Annotated in this window: 17 protein-coding genes and 1 pseudogene; 10 read left to right on the top strand and 8 right to left on the bottom strand. The window is 69.9% G+C overall.

Annotation, left to right across the window (positions count from 1 at the left end):
- Positions 1-31: 31 nt before the first annotated feature.
- Positions 32-163 (bottom strand): annotated as a pseudogene (locus tag L0P92_RS13580) (IS701 family transposase); the annotation flags it as partial.
- 35 nt (positions 164-198) lie between these two features.
- Between L0P92_RS13580 and L0P92_RS13575 the strand changes: the two are divergent.
- Both L0P92_RS13575 and L0P92_RS13570 read left to right on the top strand, forming a co-directional pair.
- Positions 199-549, top strand: a complete 351-nt coding sequence (locus L0P92_RS13575) for a type II toxin-antitoxin system PemK/MazF family toxin (protein ID WP_234762850.1) — start codon at positions 199-201, stop codon at positions 547-549.
- 425 nt (positions 550-974) lie between these two features.
- On the top strand, positions 975-1,169 hold the full coding sequence (locus tag L0P92_RS13570) for a hypothetical protein (RefSeq protein WP_234762838.1): 195 nt from the start codon (positions 975-977) through the stop codon (positions 1,167-1,169).
- 377 nt (positions 1,170-1,546) lie between these two features.
- Here the strand turns inward: L0P92_RS13570 and L0P92_RS13565 are convergent, their stop codons facing one another.
- From L0P92_RS13565 to L0P92_RS13550, 4 genes are all read right to left on the bottom strand, one after another.
- A complete protein-coding gene (locus L0P92_RS13565; RefSeq protein ID WP_234762837.1) occupies positions 1,547-1,999 on the bottom strand; it encodes a hypothetical protein in 453 nt (150 codons plus the stop codon).
- 239 nt (positions 2,000-2,238) lie between these two features.
- Positions 2,239-2,892, bottom strand: a complete 654-nt coding sequence (locus L0P92_RS13560; RefSeq protein ID WP_234762836.1) for an NUDIX hydrolase — start codon at positions 2,890-2,892, stop codon at positions 2,239-2,241.
- A gap of 327 nt (positions 2,893-3,219) precedes the next feature.
- Positions 3,220-3,957, bottom strand: coding sequence for a dienelactone hydrolase family protein (locus L0P92_RS13555; RefSeq protein WP_234762835.1), 738 nt, complete (start codon positions 3,955-3,957; stop codon positions 3,220-3,222).
- A gap of 338 nt (positions 3,958-4,295) precedes the next feature.
- The gene (locus tag L0P92_RS13550; protein WP_234762834.1) at positions 4,296-4,754 is read right to left on the bottom strand and encodes an SRPBCC family protein; all 459 of its coding nucleotides are present in this window, start codon (positions 4,752-4,754) and stop codon (positions 4,296-4,298) included.
- A gap of 354 nt (positions 4,755-5,108) precedes the next feature.
- On the opposite strand from L0P92_RS13550, the gene katG reads away from it, so the two are divergent.
- The 5 genes from katG to L0P92_RS45220 all read left to right on the top strand — a co-directional run bounded on the left by katG (position 5,109) and on the right by L0P92_RS45220 (position 14,613).
- Positions 5,109-7,298, top strand: coding sequence for a catalase/peroxidase HPI (katG, locus tag L0P92_RS13545; RefSeq protein ID WP_234762833.1), 2,190 nt, complete (start codon positions 5,109-5,111; stop codon positions 7,296-7,298).
- Between the two features lie 158 nt (positions 7,299-7,456).
- Entirely contained in the window at positions 7,457-8,695 is a 1,239-nt protein-coding gene (locus tag L0P92_RS13540; protein WP_234762832.1) for an esterase/lipase family protein, read from the top strand.
- The gene (locus L0P92_RS13535; protein ID WP_234762831.1) at positions 8,679-10,970 is read left to right on the top strand and encodes a VMAP-C domain-containing protein; all 2,292 of its coding nucleotides are present in this window, start codon (positions 8,679-8,681) and stop codon (positions 10,968-10,970) included. The genes L0P92_RS13540 and L0P92_RS13535 overlap by 17 nt, the downstream gene beginning before the upstream one ends.
- A complete protein-coding gene (locus L0P92_RS13530) occupies positions 10,967-11,998 on the top strand; it encodes an AAA family ATPase (RefSeq protein WP_372497253.1) in 1,032 nt (343 codons plus the stop codon). The genes L0P92_RS13535 and L0P92_RS13530 overlap by 4 nt, the downstream gene beginning before the upstream one ends.
- Complete coding sequence (locus L0P92_RS45220; RefSeq protein WP_234762830.1) at positions 11,995-14,613, top strand: TIR-like protein FxsC; 2,619 nt, start codon at positions 11,995-11,997, stop codon at positions 14,611-14,613. The genes L0P92_RS13530 and L0P92_RS45220 overlap by 4 nt, the downstream gene beginning before the upstream one ends.
- Before the next feature lie 9 nt (positions 14,614-14,622).
- Here the strand turns inward: L0P92_RS45220 and L0P92_RS13520 are convergent, their stop codons facing one another.
- Positions 14,623-15,330, bottom strand: coding sequence for an FAD binding domain-containing protein (locus L0P92_RS13520; protein ID WP_234762848.1), 708 nt, complete (start codon positions 15,328-15,330; stop codon positions 14,623-14,625).
- A 195-nt stretch (positions 15,331-15,525) separates the two neighbouring features.
- Between L0P92_RS13520 and L0P92_RS13515 the strand changes: the two genes are divergently transcribed.
- Positions 15,526-15,828 (top strand): ArsR/SmtB family transcription factor, encoded by a 303-nt coding sequence (locus L0P92_RS13515; protein WP_234762829.1) that lies wholly within the window; start codon positions 15,526-15,528, stop codon positions 15,826-15,828.
- Positions 15,825-16,217: a VOC family protein gene (locus L0P92_RS13510; protein WP_234762828.1), complete on the top strand. Its 393-nt coding sequence runs from the start codon at positions 15,825-15,827 to the stop codon at positions 16,215-16,217. Before L0P92_RS13515 ends, L0P92_RS13510 begins: the two co-directional genes overlap by 4 nt.
- Positions 16,218-16,305: 88 nt before the next feature.
- Here the strand turns inward: L0P92_RS13510 and L0P92_RS13505 are convergent, their stop codons facing one another.
- Positions 16,306-17,406: an AI-2E family transporter gene (locus tag L0P92_RS13505; protein WP_234762827.1), complete on the bottom strand. Its 1,101-nt coding sequence runs from the start codon at positions 17,404-17,406 to the stop codon at positions 16,306-16,308.
- A gap of 125 nt (positions 17,407-17,531) precedes the next feature.
- On the opposite strand from L0P92_RS13505, the gene L0P92_RS13500 reads away from it, so the two are divergent.
- Complete coding sequence (locus L0P92_RS13500) at positions 17,532-19,166, top strand: PQQ-binding-like beta-propeller repeat protein (protein WP_234762826.1); 1,635 nt, start codon at positions 17,532-17,534, stop codon at positions 19,164-19,166.
- Between the two features lie 30 nt (positions 19,167-19,196).
- Here the strand turns inward: L0P92_RS13500 and L0P92_RS13495 are convergent, their stop codons facing one another.
- Positions 19,197-20,291, bottom strand: coding sequence for a carboxylate-amine ligase (locus tag L0P92_RS13495; RefSeq protein WP_234762825.1), 1,095 nt, complete (start codon positions 20,289-20,291; stop codon positions 19,197-19,199).
- Positions 20,292-20,371 lie beyond the last annotated feature (80 nt).

Raw genomic sequence — 20,371 nt, 5'->3', positions numbered from 1 at the left:
CGGACGCACAGGCCGGAAACGGACAGGGCTCATTGGCGTCCCACTTTGCCCGCCCGAGCAGGTGCTGCAGCCCGTCCGGGGTGGTTTCCCGGATGCGCTCGGCCATGGTCCAGCAGTTCTTGCGCGGCAGGTCCGAGAGCAGTCCAAGGACCAAGTCCTGCACCCGGCGCCGGGGGTCAACCCGCGCGAAGCGGCCCGCTGCTGCCGGGAGACGAGGCGTCCGGGCTCCGGGCGATGCAGGTCGTCGCTCCGGCGGGCGTCGACATCAGCGGTCTGGGCATCGAAGTGGCGGTGGGTGCCACGGAAGGACTGCCCTTTGAAGGGGTGCTGCGGTTCGCGTTCCCGCGTCCAGGCTTCACCTCTTGCACGTGGCTGACCATCGTGTCCCGGGACGACCTTGTCGAGCGGGCAGGCGTGCTGTCCTCCGTGAAGCTCACGGAGATTGAGGACGCCCTCCGTGTTGCTGGACAGCCGCAGGAGTTTACCGGGACGGCAGCCGCGAAGCTCAGCGAGATGAAGGATGCCCTCCGCCTCGGTGGACTGGAGTAAGCGGGCAAGGGACGGACGCCGCCGACGGTGTGGGCGATCTCGTCCAGATGATCAACGCTGGCCATCTCCGCGGCGTCCCACTCCAGCAAGATCACGATCCACGGCTGACGCATTCGCGAACGCTTCGCCCGGACCGGCGTCAGGCAGCAGACTCACCTTCACGTCCTTCGTCTCGATCAGTGCACCTTGGTCGGAGTACATGATCAGACGAAGGCCGCCCCAGCGTCCGGCGAACGCCATCCGTACGATCAAGTTCGACGGCTCGTTCGACTGTGACGACGAGGGGCGTAATGCCGGAGATCGTTCAATGGCTCATGGACTGGCGTGCCGCACAAGAGCACGAACTCCGCTCTCGCGGGATCAGCCCCACGGTGAATCAGCCAGCCCCTGGGGCAGCAACCAGAGGGCGTCCGAAGGCGACGGCCGTGAGCCTCACTCTGGAGTCGGACGAGCGCCTGGGGAAGCTGTTCGTATGGGAATCGGGAAGCGCTTCACTGCTCTTCATCGACTCCAAGATCGAGTACACCTGGCAAGACCAGCAGGTGGTCACCTCGGAGGACGACCTGCCCCGGATCCTGGCTCCGCTCCTGAAGCTTGTCGAAGGATCGTCAATTATGTGAATTGAGCCGGAGCCGCTTCTTCCTGAACCAGCGGCGGAACTTCCCAACCTCTTTCTCACGCCCGAGTTCCTCGAGTAAATCCGCCAGCAGGCCCAGTACGAGGTCAAGTTGGGGAACCAAGGAGGGCGGCGTATCAATGCCGGTCGTATAGCTCCGCAGCCGCCTCAGTCGCGGTGGGGGCCTCGCGGCGGTGTCCTGCCTCGGCCAGGCAGACCTCGAGGTTGGACAGTGAGCTGAGAAGATGTAGGTTCCCGCGATCCGTGTCATCTGCCGCACCTCTGACCTCGACGGTTCTCGGGCTTCGCGCCGTGTCATCCTTCTGGCTCGCCCAGCCAAGAACGCCGACGCGGTTGCCCAAGATGTGGTTCACCGGACGGTCAGAAGCTCCAGCTGTAGAGGCCGCCGCCCGTGTTCACCGCAGACGCCGCAAGCCGGGACACTCCCCGCAGGACCGCCAGCAGATCATCGTCGGTCATTTCGTCCCCGTGGGCAGACCTGAGCCTCGCGGTCCAGCGATCTGCCAGCTCCTCCAGGTCTGTGGAAGTGGCGTCGGCCAACGCCCGGATCAACCGCGGCGGCAGAGCGAACACCTCGACGCCATCGTTCAAGGGGGAAATGCCCCACTCCGGCCACGACCATCCAAGGAGCTGCTCGATCGGCGGAATCTCGGCAGAGAGCTCCTCGAAGTACATGTCCCACTCAGCGATGGCACTGTCCGGCTCAATGAAATGGCAGGTCACAGACTCAAACGCCTGACCAGGTCCCCGCCGGCGCGTCGCAGCGGCACTCTCATCGTCCGGAGCGAGGAAGATCACTATGTCGTGGGCCATCTCAGCATGGTGGCAGCCTGCCGAGCTGAGTGCCGATAACGGGTATCGCGACCAGTGACCGTGCTGCTCTCTCAGGGGTGGGCCAGGCCACGTTCGAGCGAGCTGCCCAGGACCCCGACGCTCTGGCGGAGCGCTGGGACGTGCGAAATGAGATCGAAGCGTTGCGCAGGTTGCCGCAGCCGAGTTCCAAGTTCCCGATCACAATGCGGCCCTGAGCTGGCGAAAGGGTCGCCCGCCGGTCAGCTTCCCTCCGCTCTCTGAAGCGGGGTATGGCTGGCGGCCTGATGCCTTCCGGTCCGGGCGTGCTGCAGCTTGTGGGTGAAGCGGTGCATGTGGGGGTCGAGCAGCTCGTCCGGCTCCTCGAGCACCTCCTCGTCGGTCAGCCACCGGATCGCGTTGAACTCGTCCTGGTCGTAGGAGGTGATGGTGTCAGCGTCGGCTGTGAGGAGATACCAGAGCGAGACGTCGGTGTGTGCGCCCTGCCCCCGTGTTTCTGTGACGGTGAGGAAAAGGGGGAGCTCGCCGGTGATCGGCGATGCCGTGGCGTGGATACCCAGCTCCTCACGACATTCACGGACCACCGCGGCCCATGGGTCCTCACCCGGCTCGACGTGTCCGCCGGCCGGCAGCCACAGGCCCGCCTTGCGGTGCGCGACGAGCAAGAGCTGACCGCGCGTGTCGTCGAGGACGACGAAGTAACTCACCAAGTGCATCGCGGGAACATCAGGCTTGTGCACCCGGTAGACCGGGGCTCCGCCGGCGATCCACTGCGCGGCGGTCTTCAGGTGAACGCGCTCCAGACTGTCCCAGGGTTCAATGCCGCCAACCAGCTCCAGAAGGAGGGCACGCGACTGATCGTCGTTGTCGGTGAGCGGGTGGCCAGTTGAAGTCATCCGCGCATCCTGCCAGGAGGCACTGACAGGCGATGTCGATGTTGGATCCGTACCGTGGGTTCATCGAAGGCGCGTGCACGCGCTGCTCCCACTGACCCTGCGAGCGCAGGCCTCGTCCCCGGCAGCTGCAAGACACCGTTGGCGGGCTCCTGTGTCAACGGAGGTTGGTGATCACTAGTGCCGCATCAAGGAACGTTGGCTCTGGTTGTCGCCCGGCCCCGTCGGCTCGATCGGGCCGACGCAGCAGATGGGCGGCGCCCATCCGGCTCCGGCGAGGACCTCTTCGGCGTCGATGACTCGTTACGGATCCATGCATGCCTGCCTGTGTCATGCTCCCAGGTCCTCCGTCACGGGCAGGCACTCGGCGAGCAGGTCGACCACGTCGCGCCAGGCTCGCTGCGCGTGCTGTGGGTGGTAGCCGACACCGGGGACCACGGGGTGGTCGACCGGCGGGTGGTGGAAGGCGTGCAAGGCGCCGCCGTAAATCGCGAGGCGCCAGTCGACGCCCGCGGCCTGCATCTCAGCGGTGAACGCGTTGCGTTGCGCGGGCGGCATGATCGGGTCTTCCGATCCGACCCCGGCCCACACCGGGCAGCGGATGCGCGCTGCCTCGCCCGGTCGGCCCGTGGTGGTTGCGTTGACTGTCCCGATCGCGCGCAGGTTGACGCCGTCGCGCCCGAGTTCCAGCGCGATGGCGCCCCCGGTGCCGTAGCCGATGGCGGCGATCCGGTCGGGGTCGGTCCGAGGCTCGGTGCGCAACTCGTCGAGTGCCGCGTGGCCGATGCGCCGCATCCGGTCGGGATCAGCGAGCAGTGGCATGCAACGGGCCAGCATCTCCTCGGGGTCACCCAAATAGCGCCCGCCATGAAGGTCGAAGGCCAGCGCTACATATCCCAGCTCGGCGAGAGCATCGGCCCGGCGGCGCTCGACGTCGCTGAGCCCCATGCCCTCTGGTCCGATCAGCACTGCGGGCCGGCGGTCGACACCGGCCGGGAGCGCGAGATGCCCGATCATCGTCAAACCGTCGGCCGGGTACTCGACCGTACGCGTCGTAATCGTCGTCATGAGGCCGGACTGTAGTGATCGTCGAGCCAGGTCCGGCCGGTGTTCTGCCGCTGGCAGAACAGCGTAGGTGTCCCTCTGGAACGCGGAACGGGCCCGGCGTCCCGGGCGTCCCGCAGAGCGATCACCCTCGCCCGCACCCGGCGGGCCTGGTGCCAGTGCCTGGAACGACACACCGCCGAACAGAACCGGGCCCGCGGGTCGGCGTCCGACCGAAGCCGTTCACCACGGGCCGGGCAATACCGGGCAGCCACCCGGCCGACCCTCACCGAGACGCCTGGCCGTAGCCTGCGCTGCGGTTCTCCGCAGCGCCCCGATCCCTCTACCGGCCAAGGGCCGGCTCAACCTGGCGTGATGCGGCCCCGCCAGCTTCCGGTTTCACTTCCCCGGTGCTCGATGTAGTCCTTGAAGCGTCGCATGTCACCCTTGACGCGCCGGTCGATGGTCCCCAGCACATCGGCGGCCTTCTCCGCGGCGCCGCTGGCCTCGACGTCCATGACGAGTTCCACCCGGGTGTGGGTGTCGTCCATTCGCTGGAATCGGACCGTGCCCTTCTGTCGGGTGTCACCGCTGGTGGTGCGCCACGTGATCCGCTCGTCAGGGAGCTGGTCGACGATCTCGGTGTCGAACTCACGCCGTACCCCACCGATCTTGGTGGTCCAGTGATTGTGGCGGTCGTCGAGCTGCCTGACCTCCTCGACGCCTTCCATGAAGTTCGGGAACTCCTCGAACTGCGTCCACTGGTTGTAGGCGGTGCCGAGGGGTACCTCGACCTCCACTGCTTCCTTGACCGTGCTCATCTCGTTGCCTCCTTTCAGCGCCGCGAGCACCCACGAGCCCGCTCCCTACAGCGCCGCAGGTCACCGACGTCCCTGCTGGGCGCCACCTGGTCGGCGAGGTGCGCGGTCCGTCGGCGAAGCGCCGGCCTCCCCCGCCGCGCCCTGCCGGAACACCGCTTCTTCCCGGGCCCGATTAGCAAACGGGAACCCGACGCGCACCGGAAAAGGAGGCTCTTCCCGCCCGGTTGTTGTGCGGGCGCGCTCTGCGTGTTTCGTCGCCGTCCGCTTTGTGGTGCGCGACCATACGGACAACGCCGACACCTCACGATCATCGGCATTGCGTGCGGAATCATCAGACCAGAAAGAAGGACGTACGTGTCCGGCAGCGAAAGCGAAAACCCAGCAATCGCGTCCCCGACCCCGACGGCGACTCGGCCCAGGACGAACCGGGACTGGTGGCCGAATCAGCTGGATCTTCAGATTCTCCACCAGCACTCGTCCCGTTCCAATCCGATGGACGAGGACTTCGACTATGCGAGCGAGTTCGCGACCCTCGATCTCGACGCGCTGAAGCAGGATGTCTTCGACGTGATGACGGCGTCGCAGGATTGGTGGCCTGCCGACTACGGGCACTATGGGCCGCTCTTCATCAGGATGAGCTGGCACGCCGCGGGGACGTACCGCATCGCCGACGGTCGGGGCGGTGGCGGCAGCGGTGCTCAGCGCTTTGCCCCGCTCAACAGCTGGCCGGACAACGCGAGCCTCGACAAGGCGCGCCGGCTGCTCTGGCCGGTGAAGCAGAAGTACGGGCAGAAGATCTCCTGGGCCGATCTGCTGGTCTTCGCCGGCAACTGTGCCATGGAATCGATGGGGTTCAAGACGTTCGGGTTCGGCTTCGGGCGAGAGGACATCTGGGAGCCGGAGGAGATTTTCTGGGGGCCCGAGGACACCTGGCTCGGGGATGAGCGTTACAGCGGCGACCGGGAACTGGCCACTCCGTTCGGTGCCGTGCAGATGGGGCTGATCTACGTGAATCCGGAGGGGCCCAATGGAAATCCGGATCCGTTGGCCGCCGCCCGGGACATTCGCGAGACGTTCGGGCGTATGGCGATGAACGACGAGGAGACGGTCGCGCTCATCGTCGGCGGTCACACCTTCGGCAAGTGTCATGGCGCCGTCGACCCCGAGTACATCGGTCCGGAGCCCGAGGCCTGTCCCATCGAGCAGCAGGGTCTCGGCTGGCGGAACACGTACGGCAGCGGCAAGGGCGGCGACACGCTCACCAGTGGGCTCGAAGGGGCGTGGACCCCCGAACCGACCAGGTGGGACAACGGGTATCTGGACACGCTGTTCGGGTACGAGTGGGAGCTGACGACTAGCCCTGCCGGTGCCAAGCAGTGGACGCCTACGGATCCTTCGGCCAGGGACACGGTGCCCGACGCTCATGATCCGGCGAAGAGGCACGCTCCGATGATGCTGACGACGGACCTCGCACTGAAGCTGGATCCGGTGTACGGGCCGATCTCGAAGAGCTTCCACGAGAACCCGGACCGGCTCGCCGACGCGTTCGCCAGGGCGTGGTACAAGCTGTTGCACCGTGACATGGGGCCCCTGACCCGCTATCTCGGCCCGTGGGTGGCCGAGCCGCAGCTGTGGCAGGACCCCGTCCCGGCCGTCGATCATGAACTCGTCACGGACGCGGACGTCGCCGCGCTCAAGGACAGGATCCTCGCCTCGGGGCTGTCCGTCTCCCAGCTGGTCACCACCGCGTGGGCGGCGGCAGCGAGCTTCCGCGGCACCGACAAGCGCGGCGGGGCCAACGGGGCACGGATCCGGCTCGCGCCGCAGCGGGACTGGGAGGTCAACCGCCTGCCCGAGGTGGCCGAGGTGCTGGAGAAGCTGGAGCAGATCCAGCAGGACTTCAACCGCTCCCAGGCCGGCGGAACGAAGGTCTCGCTCGCCGATCTGATCGTCCTGGGCGGGTCCGCGGCCGTCGAGCGGGCCGCGAAGAACGCCGGCCACGACATCACGGTGCCGTTCGCCCCGGGGCGCACGGACGCCTCGCAGGAGCAGACCGACGTGGAGTCGTTCGCCGTACTCGAACCCAGGGCGGACGGGTTCCGCAACTACCTCCGGGCGGGCGAGAAGCTGTCGCCGGAGACCCTGCTGCTGGACCGCGCCAACCTGTTGACGCTGACCGCTCCCGAGATGACCGCGCTGGTCGGCGGCATGCGGGTCCTGGACACCGGCTTCAAGCGGTCCCCGCACGGCGTCTTCACGGACCGGCCGGAGACGTTGACGAACGACTTCTTCGTCAACCTCCTCGACATGGGCATGGAGTGGAAGGCGTCGACCTCGGACGAGAACGTGTTCGATGGCCGGGACCGCGCCACGGGCGAACTCAAGTGGACCGCCACCGCCGTCGACCTCATCTTCGGCTCGAACTCCCAGCTCCGGGCCGTCTCGGAGGTCTACGCCGCCCAGGACGGGGGCGCCAAGTTCGTACGTGACTTCGTGACCGCGTGGACCAAGGTGATGAACCTCGATCGGTTCGACCTGTCCTGAAGCAGCTCCGGCGGCGGGCACGCGTGCTTCATCCATAGCACGCGTGCCCGGCGCCTGGGCGTGACTCCCGGGCATCCGTTGTCCGTTCTGTCCAGTGGGGGTCGGATTGAGGGTGGCTCTGCCACACTGACCGCAAGGGGACGGCCACGGGGGGTTGTATGACGAGCGTTGTTCTGGTGCATGGCACAGGTGTCCGTGAAGACGGCTATGCCTCGCTCTTCGATCTGGTCTCGGGGAACCTGGCGAAGCTGAACCGCGATCTGAAGCTGGTGCGTTGCTTCTGGGGGGATGCGCACGGCGCTCGTCTCCACCGCGACGGCGCGTCTATGCCGCCCCGGGCCGGGGAGGACGAGGCGCGGGCACCGGATCCGGGCCGGCCTGCCGAGGACGTACGTCTGGCGTCCTGGGCGTTGCTGGACGCCGACCCGTTCGCGGAACTGCTCCTGCTGGCCGAGGAGGACGCGCGCCGCGGCGCGAAGTACGTGCCCCTGGACGTGACACCGGCGGAGGACCTGTGTCCCCGCCTGGACAAGTTGCGCGACGACGCCGCCGTCAGGGCGACAGCCGACACGCACGGGCTGTTGATCGAGGAACTCGCAGGCGCGGCCGACGAGGTGTCCGGCATCCTGGCGACGACCTTGCGGGAGTCGACGGCACCGCTGTCGACGGTGCGTCAGGTCGCGGCGCGTGCCGTGATCGCGGCGGCGCTCGCCTCGGCGGATCGGCGATGGGACTCCGCGGGAGCGAGCCTCGACGGGAACGCGCTCGACGCCCTGCTCGAGGTGGTGCTGAGGGCGCTGGGCGAGCCGGGTGCGGCGCTCGGCATCGTCTCCGATGTGACGCGGCCGGTGTGGCTGCCGTTCTGGCGCAGTGCGGAGTGGACGGCTTCCTGGCGGGTGCGCCGGCGCCGGTCCGACCTCAGCCGTCAGGCCGCGCCGCCCATCGGTGACATCCTGCGCTATCAGGCCCGGGGTGAGGGGCTGCGCCGGCACATCGCCGAGGTGCTGCGGGAGACGCCCCCGCCGGTGGTCGTCCTCGCTCACAGCCTCGGCGGCGTCGCGTGTGTCGACCTGCTGGCCACCGAGGACCACCGCGACCGGGTCGAGGCCGTGGTGACGGTGGGATCGCAGGCTCCGTTCCTGTACGAGCTGGACGCGCTGAGCTCCTTGTCCTTCGGTGATCCGCTGCCGTCGTTCTTCCCGGAGCGCTGGCTCAACGTGTACGACCCTCGCGACCCGCTCGCCTACGTGGGCGCCGGGGTGTTCGGCGCCGACCGGGTCAGGGACGTCGCGTTCAACACGCGCCGCCCGCTGCTGCGCGCGCACTCCGCCTACTGGGATCACGCGCCGTTCTACCAATGGCTCGACAAAGAGCTCTTCGATGCCCCACGTGATTGATCCACGGCGTACGCACGCACTGGTCGTCGCCGTCGAGGAGTACGAGGACAGTGAGTGGAACGTCTCGGGCCCCTATGCGGACGCCTGCGCGTTCATCTCCTGGCTGGTCGACACGTGCGACGTGCCCGACACGAATGTCACGCTCTTCGCCTCCCCGCTCGACTCCAGTCTGCCCGGGCCGGAGGACGCCCCTCTTCTCCCGGCGGGTGTGCGGTCTCAGGATGCCTCTTCCGCTGTCGTGTCACGTCATCTGCAGGAGGGCTTGCGGCACCTGGAGGCCGACCTTCTGTGGGTGTTCTGGTCCGGTCACGGCCTGATCGACAGCAGCGGCAGTCATGTGCTGGTGCTGTCCGACAGTTCGGTGGACACGAAGCGGGTGGTGGATGTGGACGCGCTGCAGCTCGCTCTTCAGTCCACCCGGGTGGGAGTGCGCGAGGGCAGGGGGGTGCCGAAGGTGGCCGTCGCCGTCAACGCCTGCCAGAACCAGCCGCGCGAGGACTGGATCAGCAAGGTCGAGGTGGGTGTCCGGCACAGCTATGTCACCGAGCGCGGTCTGTTCGTCATGCACGCGTGCAGCACGGGCCAGCGGGCACGCGTGGCACCACGGGACGGGCAGAGACGGGGTGCGGCCGCCAGTCTCTTCCCTCGCGCTCTTCTGCGGTTCCTCGACGACGGCACCCGCGACGTCCTGCCGGACCTCCACCGGGTCAGCGACCGCGTCGACGCCGAGTTCGAGGTACTGCGAGAGCAGCAGCTGACCTGGCAGAAGCCGAGTCTGTTACGGCGTAACTGGGACGGGCGGACCGTGGCCACCGGCGAGTTCCTCGTGCCGCCCACGGTGGAGGAGCAGCGTCTGGCGGCGCTCCTGGACGCGGCGCTGCCCGACGGGGCGGCGCGTGAGGCGTGTGCCGCGCGGCTCAAGGAGCGCGTGCCCGTCGTGGTGCCGGTGAGCGTGGGTGCGCGGGAGCCGACGGCGCAGCAGATCGTCACAGCGGCGGCCCGGACGCCGCACGGGGTGCCGACCCTGCTCGACCTGCTGGCCGTCCTGCCGGAGGCCCGGGTCGACGACGAGGCCCTGCGCACGGTCCGGGAGGCGGGGCGGGACCTGCGTCCCAACGAGTTCCTGACGAGCGAGGAGCACTCCCGCCTCGTCGGTCTGTTGTCCGCCCCGGGGCTGCCGGACGTCCGTGCCACCGCGCTGTACGACAGGAGGCTGCGCCATCATGTCGCTGCGGCCGTGGACACGGATGCGCTGGTGCGTTCGTTGGAGGCCGCCGGGTGCCGCAAGGACACCGGGGCCATTCCCCCGCTGTTGCGCTTCACCTCGCTGCTGGCCGCCGAGGCGGAGGCACGTGCGAACCACGTCGCGGGTCTTGCGGAGTGGGGCACGCGGGTGGCTCGGCGGACCGGGCACGGCATGGCCCTGGCCGCCCGGCTCGCGACGGTGCGGCGTGAGGCGGTGCGCCGGCGCGGCAGCAAGGCCTGGCTGCTGGTGCGTCTCGACGTCGACGATCCGGAGGCCCGGACCGGATGCGCGCGCTATGTCCACTCGGCCTGGCTGATCGATCCTGTCAGCGGACCCCCGCAGGCCCTGCCGTGCCCGTCCGGGGCGGAGTTCTCCACCTGGCGCCACACGCAGCTGGCCCTGGCGGAGCTGATCGAGCCGTTGATCGACATGCGGCACGAGGGCGCGCGAGGGCAGATCGACCTCGGTGTGGAGTTCTTCCTGCCGCACAACCAGCTGGAGCTCCAGGTCGAGCGCGTCCCCGTGTGCCATCGGGAGGTGGACGGCGTCCCGCTGGGCCAGATCGCGACGGTCGTCGTCCGCTGCTCCGGACGGCGCACGCCCTGGCGCCATCGATGGGACGCGTGCCACCGGGACGGCGCTCCCGGCGACCACCACTGGCTGCGGCAGGACGCGAACGATCTGGTGGCGCTCAAGGCGGCCCTCGACAAGCAGCCGCACATCGGGTGCGTCGAACTCACCGGCACCTGGCTGGAGTTCACTCCGGCGCTCGCCTACTGCGCCGAGGCAGGAGTGCCCGTCATGACATGGCATCGCCGTATCGACGGCCGGCGGCGCGAGGACGACCTCGCCGATCTGCGGACGATCGTTCATCCGGGCCATCTGCCGGAGGAGGTCCGGCAGTTGCGCGGCGAGGCGGACGAGGCGAGCGCGCACAGCCGGAAAGATCTGGTTCTCCTGTGGGACGATCCGGGCCGTCTGCCCCCACGGATCCGCCCCCGCGTTCCCGGAAGGATCCCTCGCTCGTGACCAGTTCCGATTCCCCGCAGGGGCTGTTCGGTGACCCTCATGACACGCTCCCGGTGCGGCTGCCTCCCGGCCCGCCCTGGCGGCGGTTCGGGCCCCAGCGGCCGAAGCGCCCGGCCTATGTGATCAGGCCCGAGGACACCGATGTCGTCAACGCGGCCCTCCAGCTACGGCGGCCGCTGCTGGTCACCGGCTTTCCCGGAGTCGGCAAGTCGTCCCTGGCGTACGCGCTCGCGGACGACCTCGGCCTCGGCGACGTACTGCACTGGCCCGTCAACTCGCGCTCGGTCCTCACGGAGGCGCTCTACCGTTACGACGCCGTGGCCCGTCTCCGGGACGCCACCGCGCCCGAGCACTCGGGTCGTCGTCTCCCGGTGGAGAAGTACGTGGTCCTGGGCCCGCTCGGCACCGCCTTGGCGTCGGCGGCCGGCAGCCCCCGTGTCCTGCTGATCGACGAACTGGACAAAGGGGACATCGATCTGCCCAACGATCTTCTGACCGTGTTCGAGGACGGCGCCTTCGAGATCCCGGAACTGAGCCGACAGGCTCTGGAGACCGGTGACCGCACGGCGCGGGTCTCGCTCACCCGCCCCGCTCCCTACCAGGCCCCGGACACCGGCGACGAACCCTCAAAGGCCTCGTCGGATGCCGCCGGGTCCTCGGCCACCGTGGTCGACGGATGGGTGTACTGCCAGGAATTCCCGGTCGTCGTCATCACCAGCAACGGCGAGCGGGACTTCCCTCCGGCGTTCCTGCGGCGCTGTGTGCGCCTGGACCTGCGGGATCCGGAACCCGATCATCTCAAGGACGTGGTCAAAGCCCAGTTCGGGGAGGACTTCAGCGGCGCCGACGAGGACACGCTGGCCGCCGTGGAGGAGATGATCGACAAGTTCGGGGAGGCGGGACGCCACGGGAGGCTGGCCACAGACCAGTTGCTCAACGCCATTCATCTGCGGCTGAGCACTGTCCACCTCGATCCGCGCGTCCTCGACGTCGTGCTCCGGCCGCTCGACAACACGGACGCGCCGTGATCGCTGCGCTTCGCGCGGTCCTCGCCTCCGCCGGCTACGACCCGACGCCGGAGGAACTGGCCGACATCCTGTGGCTGGCGGTGCAGCCACGGCGTGGCGCGCTCCAGCGGCCGCTCGGCGACGGGCCCTTGCCGGTGGGAGGTTCCGGCTCGCCGGGGTTCGGCCGTGACGGCGACGGCGGGCAGGCCACCGGGCCGGAGCAGGCCGACAGCCGTGTCCTCTACGCCTCGGTGGACTGGTCGGGGACGGCGGGCGTGGCCGTCTCCCCGACGCGTATCCCCACACCGAGGGCGCTCGCCGACGCCCGCGGCATGGCCAGGGCGCTGCGGCCGCTGCGCTCCACGGTCCGCTCACGCACCCATTTCCACCTCGACATCGCAGCGACGGTGGCGGCACTCGCCGACGGCTTCCGCGACATCATCCTCACCCCGACGCGCGAGCCGTTGCTCGACCTGACCTTCATCGTCGACGACGGCATCTCCATGGCCGTATGGCATGACGTGGCCAAGGAACTGCACCAGGAGTTTCACCGGCTCAAGGCGTTCCGTCGCACGCGGCTCCTGGGCATGAACACCGACGATCCCGAGCAGATCCGTTTCACTGCCGAGCCGTTCCGGCACAACGCTCCCACGGCTCAGCCCGCCGCTGGCGACCGCGGTCTCGTGCTCGTCCTCACCGACGGGGTGGGGCCGACCTGGCAGAGCGGCATGGCGCAGGAACACGCGCTGCGCTGGGCGGCGAAGGGGCCTGCCGCGATCTTCCATGTGCTGCCCGAGGACATGTGGCCGGGCACGGCTCTGCCCACCGTGCGGCTGATGGCCTCGGCCCCGCGCCCCGCCGTTCCCAATCACCACATCCGGCTGCGCCACCCCCGACTGCCACGGGGCATCCTGCCCCTGCCCTCACCGCCGATCCCGGTGATCGACATCATGCGTGGCTCATCGGCCCGGGCTTGGGCGCAGTTGGTCGGGGCGCCGGCGGGTGAGCACGCCCTCCACTTCTACGACCCTGAGCAGCTGCGCTCACGGCCGGCGGTGGAGCCGGGCGACGAGGCGGCCGTGGTGTCCGAGGAGGACGCGCTCGAGGAGTTCCTCGCCCTGGCGTCGGACGACGCACGTCTCCTGGCCGCTCATCTGGCGTGCGCGGGAAGCTCGTTGACGGTTCCACTGATGCGGCTGGTGCAACGCGCCGCGGTGCCGAAGTCCGGTCCCGAGCATCTGGCCGAGGTGTTTCTGGCGGGCATGCTGACGCCGCACGAACCCGTGACGGCGGACGAGGCCGACCCGCTCCCCCATGAGGCGATGCCGTGGGACCGGCGCTCCTTCACGTTCCCTCCCGCCGTCGCGGAATCGTTGCGGGAACTGGTGCGGCGCTCCGACGAACGCGCCACGCAGCACTATGTGACCGAATACCTCGCGCGGCAGCACAGAGAGGTCCAGGCGGGCGCGGCTCTCATCTCGGACCGGCACGGAGCGCTGCGTGCACGCACCGACCTGCCGCTGGGCAGCGCCGCCCCGGCCGGGCCCACGGCCCGAGGACCCGCCGAGATGGGCCGCCAGGCCTCCCTCAGCTCGCTGACGCGGCAGTTGGACGCGTTCATGGACCGTATCCACGGCCCCCGTCTGGACTGGGTCGACGACGCGGTCGCCGCCGGCTCCGGGTCCGCCGACGCCCAGCGGGCGGCGGACCTGCTCAGCCAGGTGGCGGCACAGGAGAGGGTCGTCGACCGTTCGGGCGACTCCGCCGAGCTGCAACGCCTCCTTGAGTCCCTGGCCCGGGAACTGGGGCGGCCGGAGCTGGCCATCACCTACCGGCGGGCGATCTCGGCCTTGGGCCGGGCCATGCCGGAACCATCCCTCTCGAGCCATGGAGTCAGCTCGTACGAGGAGTCGGGAGAGTCCGCTCCGTACTTCTTCCTGAGTTACGCCCACATACCCCGGGACGACTCGGACGATTCCGATCCCAACCTGTGGGTCACCCGGCTCTTCAGCGATCTGTGCGAGCACATCAGGAGCATGACCGTGGTGCCCTGGGGCTCAGCGGGGTTCATGGACCGGTCGGTGCGGGCGGGGGCGGTCTGGACCAGCGAGCTCTCCGACGCCATTGCCACCTGCCGGGTGTTCGTACCGCTCTACTCCCCTCGCTACTTCGTCAGCCCCTGGTGCGGCAAGGAGTGGACCGCGTTCACAAGGCGCCAGGCGCGCCATCCGGGCGACGGAGCCCGCGGCTTGCCGAGCGGGATCGTCCCGGCGCTGTGGTCCCCGGTGCCGGACAGCCAACTCCCCCTACCCGTCAGGGATGTGCAGTTCATGCACCCAGAACTGGGGGAGCGATACCGCACCTTCGGCCTGTACGGCCTGGCGAAGCTCCGCTCGTTCCGCAACGATTACCAGAAGGCCGTGCTCCATCTGGCCCGGCGCATCGTGGAGGTCGGCGAGGGGGTCGTCGTGGAACGGGGAGAGCGGGTCGATCTCTCCGCGCTGCCGGACGCGTTCGCACCGCCGCCGGCACCCGGGGCGCCCGCCGAGTCCGACTCGCACTCGTCACCGGAGTCCGGACCCGGGGCACCCCGCTTCCGCCTCGTCAGGCCCGAGCGGCCCCCTCAGGACGAGTGACCACTCATGTCACCCCAACAGGGCGGCGGCCTTCGAGCGAACGACGTCCCAGGCGGCGGAAGAGAGGTCGATGAGCTCCGTGCCTCGTAGCGCGTGCAGGGTCTGCTCGGCGTCGGCGGCGCAGGTGGCGCTTGCGCTGAGCACGTCGTAGCCGTCGCGGACGGCGACTCGAAGGCGGCGGTGACCGGCGTCGTCGGCGTGTACCGCGGCGGCGACGACCAGGGGCGGCGGTCCGCCGGCCTCGCCGTCCAGCTTGCTGAACGAGCTGGCGACCGGCTCGCGCCAGCGGAGGCTGAGCAGGACGGGGCGCTTGGCCGTCAGCTCACCCAGGTCGGTCTCGCGGACGCCGTCGGGCTCCAGGACCCTCGCCCTGGCGTCCAGCACGATGGCCGCGGGCAGCAGGCAGCGAAGGGTGCTGCCGACGATGTTGCCGCCCACCGTCGCGCTCCGCCGTACGGCGCCGGTGCCCACCTGGGCGGCGGCCAGGCGCAGGGCGTCCGGGACGCGGTCGTCCATTCGGTGCAGCACCACGGCGCCGCCCACGGCGTCCCGCTCCAGGACATTGGCCTCGGGCAACTCCCGCAGTGACATGGCGACCTTGGGGAAACCGTCCCGCTGCCAAGTGGCCCAGAGGAGCGTGGCCCCGCCGATCGGCACGGCCCCCTCGGCCAGACACTCCTGCGCATCGGACACAGACGTGGGCAGACGCAACAGCACGCTCACCACCCTGCCTTCCCTCAAGAGTCGGTTGGAGGCGACAGGCGGCGCATTTCGGCCACCCGCTCCGCGGTAAGACAATCCCTCCGCCGGGGGGCGCGTACAGGGCTCACACAAGCACGCGGGCGTCGCGTTCGGGCCGCCGCGGCGCACCTCCGGTTGATAGGCAAGCGTTCACTTGCCTATGCTGTGGACGTGGCCGATGACCTCTTCAAAGCCCTGGCCGACTCCACCCGCCGGACCATCCTCGACGAGCTCACACAGAAATCCGGGCAGACACTGTTCGAGATCTGTTCACGGCTGAGCATGAAGCATCGGCTCGGTATCTCACGCCAGGCGATCTCCCAGCACCTGGCCGTGCTGGAGGCCGCCGGGCTGGTCGAGACCAGGCGGGAAGGCCGCTACAAGTTCCACGATCTGAACACGGCGCCGCTGCGGCAGATCACCGATCGGTGGCTCGCACCCGACACGTCCGACCAGGAGGAGAGCACCCCATGAAAATCCATCTGACCAGCGTCTTCGTCGATGACCAGGCCAAGGCCCTGCACTTCTACACCGAGATCCTCGGCTTCGTGAAGAAGCACGACGTACCCGTGGGTGAGAAGGACCGGTGGCTGACCGTCGTCTCGCCCGAGGAGCCGGGCGGCACCGAGCTCCTCCTGGAGCCCCTCGGCCACCCGGCCGCCAGGACCTACCGCGACGCGCTCACCGAGGACGGCATCCCGCTCGCCCAGTTCGCCGTCGACGACGTGAACGCGGAGTACGAGCGCCTGCGCGGCCTCGGCGTCCGCTTCACCCAGGAGCCCCTGGAGATGGGCCCCGTGACCACCGCCGTCCTCGACGACACCTGCGGCAACCTGATCCAGATCGCGACACAGCCGCAGTAGGGGGCGGGGACGGCCCCAGGCGCGAGGGCAGCAGGGGCAGGGGCGACCAGGACAGAAGGTGCCCTTGTGCCCTTGACCCAGGTCCGGCTCACACCACGTCGGCGGACCGGCTCCGCAGCGCCTGGTACACCGACCACGCCACGGCCACCAGCGGTACGGCCACCACGGCACCGATCGCCCCCGCCGCGACCGCGCCACCGACGACCGCCAGCGCGACCACGACCGGGTGCAGCCGTACGGCCCAGCTCATCACGATGGGGTGCAGGAGGTGGCCTTCGATCTGTCCGATGACCACGACCAGGGCGACGACCAGCAGAGCGATCAGAGGTCCCTTCGTGGCCAGCGCGACGACGGCCGCGACGGCCAGGGCGATCGGCGAACCGATCAACGGGATGAAGGCGGCGACGAACTCCAGCAGCGCGAGCGGCACTGCCAGTGGCACGCCGAGTGCGAACAGTGCGATGCCCACGAGGACCGCGTTGGTGCCCGCCACCAGCAGGATGCCGTGCGTGTACCCCGTGAAGGTCCGCCAGGCGGCCGCGCCGCCGACCGTGCAGCGCTGCCGCGCGGCGGCGGGGAGCTGGTCGCACAGCCACTGCCACTGCCGGTCGCCGGAGTGCGTGAAGAAGACCGCGCAGAACAGCGCCAGGGCCAGCACGGTCAGCACCTCCACCAGCCGACTCACGCCGCTGAGTGCCGTACTGATGAGAGTGGAGCGGTGGCTCGACAGGAGTTTGCCGATCCGGGACTGGAGATCGTCGAAGGCGTCCGGCGGCAGCCGGAAGGGAGGCTCCTCCAGCCGACGCTCGATCCGGTCGATGCCCGCCACGAACTCGTTCTCCAGCCCCCTGCGCTGGTCCGCCACGATCTCGCCCACCAGGGCCAGTCCGCCGAGGACCAGGACGATGCCGCCGATGAGCGCGGTGGCGACCGCGAGCGGCCGGGGCATCACACGCGTCAGGAGCCCGGCCACGGGACGGAGCACAGCCGTGATGACTAGTCCGAGGAACACGGCGACGGCGATCCGGTGAAACTGCCCGAGCACGGAGAAGACCACTCGGACGACGACGCCGACGGCGATGATCCGCCATGCGTAGGCGGCGGCGGTCCGCAGGGCGTCCGGCACTCGCGCCTCCCCGCCGCTCGGACGTCCGAACGGCGGAGCGGGCGGATCAGGGGGCGTGGACATCTCATGCCGGTACCACCCGCCGGGCGTCCGGCCACGCGGTCGGCGCGCAATTCGCCCGAAGGCCGGTACCGGCCGGGGCCGACCCCACCGTGGGCCGCTCGGCCCGGATCAGCGATCATGGCCGAATGCCTGACTCTCCCACCGTTCGCCGGGTCCTCGGCGACCGCCCCTTCGCCGAGGTCGGAACGCCGTCGGCCGTCGCCGTCAGCGAGGAACGAGGGATGGCCGTCGTGGCCGGCGGCCTGGGGGGCCTGAGCTGGTCGGGGTGCGGCGTCGCCGGGTACGGGTGGAAGCCGTACCGGGTGGGCGTCTACGGCACGGACGATCTGCGCTGCCGTCTGCTCGTGGAGTCGCGATTGCCCGTCCATTCCGTCGCCGTCCATCCGACGCTTCCGCTCGTGGCCGTCGGCACGGGCGCGTACGACGGGGAGTACACCTTCGAAGGCGAACTGCTGCTGATCGACCTGGAGTCGGGGCGCTCGCGCTCGATGATGCGCCGGTCTCGTGAGGTCCTGCGGGTGCAGTGGGAGAGTGCGCGGGCGTTGCGGCTCATGGTCGCGGCGACGGATGACGACGACCCCGACGAACTGGACTCGCACGCGTACGACGTCATCGTCGAACGGCCCGACTGGGCTGCCGCGCCCAGGGGTTCGGTGCAGCAGAAGGAACTGGCCGGGACGTGGGTCGAGTTCGACCGGTCCGCGCTGTCCGACGAGGCAGCGCGCCGGACCGTCGAGCGGCTGGCCGGCGAGTCCGGCGGGGAAACCCGCCGGCAGGTGTGGGACGTCCACGGTCTGCCGGACGGTCGTGTGCTGGCGTGTCTGCACGGGGTGCTCGCGGAAGCGTGGCTGCCGGACGGGCGTATGGACTGGCGCGTCGCGGACGAGGTGGGCGGGCGTCAGCTGGTCGTCCGGGACCGCGACGCCTGGGTCAACGTGGCGCGACAGCGGGAGACCTGGAGGGGCCGGGAGCAGGGCGCCGAGCCGCCGTTCGTCACCCGGATCTCCCTCGCGGACGGCAGGACGCTCAGCACGGTGGCCGTCGGCCACTCCGTCACGATCGCCACCCGCCAGGACGGCTGGCTCGCGCTCCGCTCGACGGCCCCCAACAGGCAGTACGAGCCTCAGCCGCAGCCGGTCGCCCTGATACCGCCCGCCGAGGACACCCCGCGGGCGACCACGAGCCTGGGAGAGTTCAGTCCCTACAACCACCCCTTCCCCGTTCGGCACAGCAGTCGGCTGCTCTTCCTCGACGGCAAGGAGCGCGTGCCGTCACAGGACAAGTGGGTCGTCGCCATCGATCCCGACGGCGAACCCGTGTCCGAGCGGCTGTTCCCGCTCGACTGGCAGTCGCCGCCCAGGCATCTCCAGGGCGGCCCCGGCATCGAGCTCGGTCCTCCGGAGTGCCGCGAGTTGGTGCACACGGGCACCGCGCAGGCGGGCCTCGGCGAGACGGCGTTCGTCGTACGACGCAGCCTCACGGACGGAGCGGTCCGCTGGGTGTTCACCGCGAAGTACCCCGCCACTGCCGTGGACGGCGACGAGGACACCGTGTACGTCGCCTTCAACACCGGCGAACTGGTCGCCCTGGACGCCTCGGACGGAACCGTCCACTGGCGGCGACACCTGAAAGTCGGCGGCCAGAGCGTCGTAGCGCTCTCCCTCGAACTCAGCGATCCGGGCCGGCTGCTGGTCGGCACCGTGGACGGGCGGATTCTCGACTGCTCGGTGGGGACGGCGGCGCGGCGGGAATCGTCGTAGCCGGGGCGGCGGTGCCGCCTGCGTCCGGGGTCACGGCACGGTGCTGCGGATGCTGATCAGGTCGGTGACGGCCCGGAGGCCGCCGTCGGCGAGGGCGGCTCGTTGGCGTTCCGCGCCGGTCCCGTGGCGCAGGAGGCGGTCGGTCAAGGCCGTCACCTGCCGGGTGTCGTCGGATGCGTCGAGCGCGGGGGCGATGTGGTTCAGGAGCTCGTGGAGCACGTCGGCGGCGCGCCGGGACGCCCCGCCGGGGTCGACCAGGGTGGCGGCGAGACCGTGGCGGGCGGCGTGCCACATGGCGGCCCGCAACAGTTCTGGGTCGTGGTCGGGCACGGGGGCCTCCGCGGCCGTTTCCTTCAGGGCGGTCCGCACCAGGGCCCGGACGACCCCGGCGAGCATGACCGCCTCGTCCGCGCTCAGCTGGACGTCCGCGCACCGCACCTCCACTGTGGGGTAGCGGTCCGACAGACGGGCCTGCCAGTACACCTGCCCCATGTCGGCGATGAGGCCGGCGTCCAGCAGTCGCCGTATGCGCCGGTCGTAGTCCGTGGCGTCCTGGAAGGGCGGCGGCATGCCGCTGACCGGCCAGCGGCCGAAGATCACCGTGCGCCAGCTCGCGAAGCCGGTGTCCTGGCCGTCCCACAGCGGGGAGTTCGCCGACATGGCGGTCAGGGCCGGCAGCCATGCCCGGATCCGGTTCAGGACCTGTACGCCCTGCTCGCGGCCGGGTACGGCGACGTGCACGTGCATGCCGTTGACCAGCTGCTCCGCCACCAGCTGGGGCGCCTGCACAACCATGGCCCGATAGCGTGCCTCGTCGGTGACGGCCACGGGACGACCGCGGCGCAGGGGCCAGGCCCCGCAGGCCGCGATCCGGCAGCCGTGCTCCTCGGCGGCCATCGCGACGGCCTGCCGGAGACGCAGCAGATGGCCTCCGGCCTCCTCCAGCGTCTCGCAGACCGGGGTCGCCACCTCGACCTGCGCCTGGAGCAGCTCGTGCTGCACCTCCCGGTCCGCCGCGAGGCGGCCGAGCCCGGCAGCGCCCAGCACCTCCTCCCCCAGGGGTACCGGCAGGCCCGTGGCCGGGTCGAGCAGCAGGTACTCCTCTTCCACGCCGATCGTCGTCATCGACCGCCCTTTGTTCCGCGCCTCCGCGCGTCCTCCGCCGTCTCCGCCCGTCCTCTGCCGTCTCCGCCCGTCCTCGCCGG

The organism is Streptomyces muensis (genome assembly GCF_021474425.1).
Classification (GTDB): domain Bacteria; phylum Actinomycetota; class Actinomycetes; order Streptomycetales; family Streptomycetaceae; genus Streptomyces; species Streptomyces muensis.
Note: the sequence above shows the minus strand (reverse complement) of the source record. Positions and strands in the feature narration are given on the sequence as shown.

What these genes read in the sequence shown, in the direction of transcription:
- L0P92_RS13565 (WP_234762837.1), bottom strand. Translation starts at nt 1,999, where the DNA reads ATGGCCCACGACATAGTGATCTTCCTCGCTCCGGACGATGAGAGTGCC.
- L0P92_RS13560 (WP_234762836.1), bottom strand. Translation starts at nt 2,892, where the DNA reads ATGACTTCAACTGGCCACCCGCTCACCGACAACGACGATCAGTCGCGT.
- L0P92_RS13555 (WP_234762835.1), bottom strand. Translation starts at nt 3,957, where the DNA reads ATGACGACGATTACGACGCGTACGGTCGAGTACCCGGCCGACGGTTTG.
- L0P92_RS13550 (WP_234762834.1), bottom strand. Translation starts at nt 4,754, where the DNA reads ATGAGCACGGTCAAGGAAGCAGTGGAGGTCGAGGTACCCCTCGGCACC.
- L0P92_RS13540 (WP_234762832.1), top strand. Translation starts at nt 7,457, where the DNA reads ATGACGAGCGTTGTTCTGGTGCATGGCACAGGTGTCCGTGAAGACGGC.
- L0P92_RS13535 (WP_234762831.1), top strand. Translation starts at nt 8,679, where the DNA reads ATGCCCCACGTGATTGATCCACGGCGTACGCACGCACTGGTCGTCGCC.
- L0P92_RS13510 (WP_234762828.1), top strand. Translation starts at nt 15,825, where the DNA reads ATGAAAATCCATCTGACCAGCGTCTTCGTCGATGACCAGGCCAAGGCC.
- L0P92_RS13505 (WP_234762827.1), bottom strand. Translation starts at nt 17,406, where the DNA reads ATGTCCACGCCCCCTGATCCGCCCGCTCCGCCGTTCGGACGTCCGAGC.
- L0P92_RS13500 (WP_234762826.1), top strand. Translation starts at nt 17,532, where the DNA reads ATGCCTGACTCTCCCACCGTTCGCCGGGTCCTCGGCGACCGCCCCTTC.
- L0P92_RS13495 (WP_234762825.1), bottom strand. Translation starts at nt 20,291, where the DNA reads ATGACGACGATCGGCGTGGAAGAGGAGTACCTGCTGCTCGACCCGGCC.